The organism is Flavobacterium sp. UBA4854, assembly GCF_002399805.1.
Lineage (GTDB): Bacteria > Bacteroidota > Bacteroidia > Flavobacteriales > Flavobacteriaceae > Flavobacterium > Flavobacterium ginsengisoli.
The window spans coordinates 2108-6750 of sequence record NZ_DHEI01000053.1 but is presented as its reverse complement, the minus strand read 5'-3'; the positions used below and the strand labels follow the sequence as shown (position 1 = coordinate 6750).

The 4643-nt window shown below is 31.2% G+C and carries 4 protein-coding genes; all 4 read right to left on the bottom strand.

From position 1 onward, the window contains the following. Window positions 1-89: 89 nt before the first annotated feature. The 4 genes from B3J44_RS07670 to B3J44_RS07655 all read right to left on the bottom strand — a co-directional run bounded on the left by B3J44_RS07670 (window position 90) and on the right by B3J44_RS07655 (window position 4558). The gene (locus B3J44_RS07670; protein ID WP_286967549.1) at window positions 90-1175 is read right to left on the bottom strand and encodes an efflux RND transporter periplasmic adaptor subunit; all 1086 of its coding nucleotides are present in this window, start codon (window positions 1173-1175) and stop codon (window positions 90-92) included. A 12-nt stretch (window positions 1176-1187) separates the two neighbouring features. Further along, window positions 1188-2435 (bottom strand): TolC family protein, encoded by a 1248-nt coding sequence (locus B3J44_RS07665; RefSeq protein ID WP_286967548.1) that lies wholly within the window; start codon window positions 2433-2435, stop codon window positions 1188-1190. A gap of 84 nt (window positions 2436-2519) precedes the next feature. Beyond that, window positions 2520-3881, bottom strand: a complete 1362-nt coding sequence (locus B3J44_RS07660; RefSeq protein WP_286967547.1) for a HAMP domain-containing sensor histidine kinase — start codon at window positions 3879-3881, stop codon at window positions 2520-2522. Continuing rightward, a complete protein-coding gene (locus B3J44_RS07655; protein WP_286967545.1) occupies window positions 3878-4558 on the bottom strand; it encodes a response regulator transcription factor in 681 nt (226 codons plus the stop codon). The genes B3J44_RS07660 and B3J44_RS07655 overlap by 4 nt, the downstream gene beginning before the upstream one ends. Window positions 4559-4643: the final 85 nt, after the last annotated feature.

Here is a 4643-nt window from a genome sequence, read left to right as displayed (position 1 = left end):
GCAACAGCCAATAATCCGACCCAAAAGAAGGTAAATGCTTTATTCTTTAAAGAGAAAGCAATAATATTTTTTATGAATTTGTTCATGTCTTAATTATTTAAAGCACCATAAATAAATAGCTGATTGTTTGTGATTACCTTTTCGTTTTCTTTTAAACCACTTGAAATATAAGTTGTATCACCAACAACTCGATAAACTTCTACTTGTCTAGTTTCTATATTATTACGGTCTTTAAATACGACAACAAAGTTTTTACTTTTGTCAAAAACAATAGCTTTACTAGGTACGGCTATCATCGATTGGTTTTCATTAAAAGATAATTTGATATTCGCATTCATATCAGGCTTTAACATGTAATCAGGATTGCTCAATTTGATTCTTGCCTGCATTGCTTTAGTTTCTGGATCAATTACGTTGTAGATTTTATCTACTTTTCCGTTAAACGTTTTATCTGGATAACTAAGGGTAGTAACAGCAGCAGCTGTTCCTAATTTTACTTTATTAATATCGATTTCATTAATATTAGCCATTGCCCAAACTTCGCTGATTTCTGCAATATCAAATATGTTCTCAGAACGGTCATTACGCAAAAGCATATCTTGATTGATGCTTTTTTGAATAATGAAACCACTTATTGGAGCTGTCACTTCATAAATAGAACCTGCTTTAATATTGTAAATTTTATAAGTTTCCTGAATTTTACTTAATTGTGACTGTGCTTTGTTTACTTCAGATTTTGCCTGTAGAACATCACTTTCAGAATTTAATTTGCCGTCAAATAATTCTTGCGCTACTTTTAAATTGTTTTTTGCAACAAGCAAATCACTTTTAGCATCTATAGATTGCTTTTCAAAATCGGCTACATCGGTACTTTTTATGGTTGCCAGAACTTGTCCTTTTTTTACATAATCACCAAGTTCAACATTTACTTTCATAACATTTCCGCCGACCAACGGGTAAACGTCAATCATTTTATTATTATCAGCCGTAATTTTTCCATAAAAACTAAGTTCGTTCTTTAATGGTTGGGTCGTAGCTTCGGCTGTTGTAGTAGTTTTTAGCATAGTATCACTTAAAACAAAAGATGTATTTGTTTCAGGATTCTCTACTTCTTTTTTGCAGCCTGTTAGAGATAGAGTTGCAACTGCGATTCCTATGAATAATGTATGTTTCATTTCTTTACTGTTTTAAAATAAATCTTTGTTGATGGTACTATTTAACTCTTCACCTGCTAGTACTACTTTTTTCTTTAATTCGTTTAACTGAATTATTGCCTGATTGTAGCTTTCCATAAAGTCGGTAAATTCTAAAAGGCTTACATTTCGTTTTTGAAAATTAGTTAGCATTCCGTTGTAAACTGCTTCAAAATCTGAATTTACAGTTGGTTTAATCACACTGTAGTTTTGTCTTGATTCATCCCATTTTGTCCAGGCTGAAGTAATTTCAGTTTGCAGCTGTAGTTCAAAATTTTGTTTTTCAACTTTAGATTGTTCTAAAATAGTTTGAGCATATTTAATGTTTCCTTTGTTTTTATTCCATAACGGTAGCGGAATACCAAGGCTAACATTAGATTCTTTATTAAAGGCTCCACTTCGCTGATCGTAATTTGCACCTAAAGTAAGATCTGGAATTGCAAGCGATTTCTGCCATTTTACATTTATTTCATTAGCTTCTATTTCTTTTTGTTTTGCTAAATAATCAGGTCGATTTGCAATTGCTTGTTCTTCGAAACTTTTAATATCTAAAGGAATAATTTTTAAATATTTATTCGAATCATCTTTACTGACAACTGGAATTACATTTTCCGTTTCGTTCATTAAAAGCTTTAGATTTGCTTGCTCTTCTATATTGTTATTTACAACTTCTAGTCGTTCATTTTTGAAATTAAGATATAAAGATTGCAAACGAACAACATCTTTTAAAGGAATATTGCCTTTTTGAGCCTGAACAGAATAAGAATTGACTAAATCTTCGATATGAGTCAATTGTTTATCCGTGTTTTCGAGATTTTTACTGTTGTAGTAGACAGTATAAAAACTTTTACGAAGTTGTAGTTTTAAGGTGCGCATTAAATCATTAAATGATAATTCTGCCAATTGAGCATTGGCTTGTGCGAGTTTAACTTCGTTACGTTTTTTACCGCCAAGATAAATTAGCTGTTCGATACCAAACGCTTTTTGTCCTTCTTTCCCGATGTCAAAAAACTTGTCTCTTTCAGGGTTATACGCATTAAGTTCGGCGGTGATAGTGGGGTTGTCCCAAATTCGGGCTTGAATGGCTAGAGCTTTTGAAGCATCAATATTATACTGCGATGCTAAGAGAAATAAATTCTTTTTTAAGAATTGGCTTTCACAGTCTTCTAAGGTAGCTGTTTTTTGGGCTATTGCAGCTTGATTTAGAACTGCAAATAACAGCAATGCGAATAACTTTTTCATTGTATTGTTTTTGGATTATACAAATATGCTATCAACAGGCTTTAGGGGAGCTTAAAATCTACCTTAAAAATAGCTTAAAAAAGTTTATAATTCGAAAAATAATTGAAATAAATTCGTGTTAATATTTGGAGTTGAGTAGATTATGTTGGCTTTGTGAACCGTCAAAATACGATGGACAATTCTTAGGCCAAGACCGAATCCTGAAGTTCTTTTTGAATTTTGCCCACGCATAAAAGGTTCAAAAAGACTTTTTTGTTCTTCTTCGCTAAGAGTATTTCCAGTATTTGATACTGAAATTATAAGATGATAATGATCTGTACTTATTTTTACTTTTGCCTGTTTATTATCGGAGTAGATGTAGGCATTCTTTAAAATGTTGGTTAAAGCAATTTCTAGAAGATTTCTATTTCCTTTTATTTCTAAAGCGGTATCCAAATCATCACTTTCTTCCATTTCAAAAAGAATAGCAAAATCTGGAAATGTTTTATTGATTTTTTCTATCGAAGAGAATAAAATCTCATCTATACGCTGAATTTCATTGCTTTCTGTTCTTCTATTATCAATTTTAGAAAGAATCAATAAGGAATTAATCAGTTCTCCCAAATGATTAACATCAGTTAATATATTATTTAGAAAAGAACTATTTTTTGGTTTTATATCAGGATCCGCAATAGCATTTTCGATCTGCGAAGTCATTCTAGAAAGAGGCGTCCTTAATTCGTGCGAGGCGTGAGCAGTAAATTCTTTTTGTTTTTGGTAGGAAACTTCTATTCGATCCATCATAAAGTTAAACTCATCAGCAAGGAGATCTACTTCATTCTTCGTGCTATTGGATGCAATTCTGGTATCGAGATTGTTTTCGTTTATATTTTTTATTTTCTGATGAAAAGCAAGAAGCGGATCCATTGCTTTTCTAACCATAAAAGAAGTTAATAGCCAGCAGATTGTGGTAAAGAAAATGTAGGAAACAACTAATGTGTATCTTAAAAAAAGAAGCTTCTTTTTTCCGTAATCATCTGTCGCAGAAATTAGAGCATAAAAATCTTTATCGTTTGTATCGTAAAAAACACCATAAACTTCGTAATCGCCTTGTTGCTTAAAAAAGGTTTTATTCTTTTTTAAATATTTTAAATCTTCAACAGACCAATTGATTTTTGCATCATCGATACTACTATAAATAAGTTTATAATTAGAATCAAAAACTAAAGTTTTCTCATCATAAAGCTTATTAATAGAGTTCTGGTCTATTATTTTCAAAAGCTGATTGTCGACCTGTTTGACATTTACCAATAATTTAATATTCGACAAAGCCTTAATTTCTAATCGATCTCTAAACTCTTCTTTTCTATAATTAGAATACAAAATGAATATCACTGTTGAAGCCAATCCAAAAAGGATGGTAAACAGTAAACTGACTAAAAGTGATATTCTATTTTTTAATGTCATTCTTGATCGCTTAGATAGTAACCGTAACCAACCTTGGTACGAATAAGTTTTATTTCGTGATCCTTATCGATTTTCTTTCTTAAAAAGTTGATATAAACTTCAATTGTGTTTTGATTGGTTTCGATATGATAATCCCAAAGTTTTTCGGCAATAAATTGTTTAGAAAGCACTTTTCCTTTGGCATGAGCCAAAATTAAAATCAATTTAAACTCTTTAGGAGTAAGTTTTATTTCTTCGCCAGATCTAAAAACTTTCATGTCTTCTTCATAAATTTCTAAATCTTTGACGACAATTTTGCTTTCTACCTGTTGCGGAACTTCCTTTCGTCTTAAAAGAGATTGTACTCTAGCGTATAATTCTTCAAAGTGAAATGGTTTGACTAAATAATCGTCTGCGCCATTATCAAAAGAAGATAATTTGTCTTCAATTTCGCTAAAAGCGGTTAACATTATTATTGGCGTTTTAATATCAATTTTACGAATGTCTTTGCATACCTCTATTCCGTTTAATCCAGGAACATTGATATCAAGAATAATCAAATCATATTCGTACGGAAAATACTTTTTAAGCAACAATGAGCCATCATAATATGGAACACACTCGAACTTCTTTGAGGTAAAGAAGGCAGAGATTTCTTTAGACAAAGTAAAATCGTCTTCGAGCAGTAATATTTTCATTCTGGGGAGATTTAAAAATTCGGCCATTTCATGAAATAGCCGAATTTAGTGCGGTATTGTTTTTTTAATTAAAGTAAGAGAACGT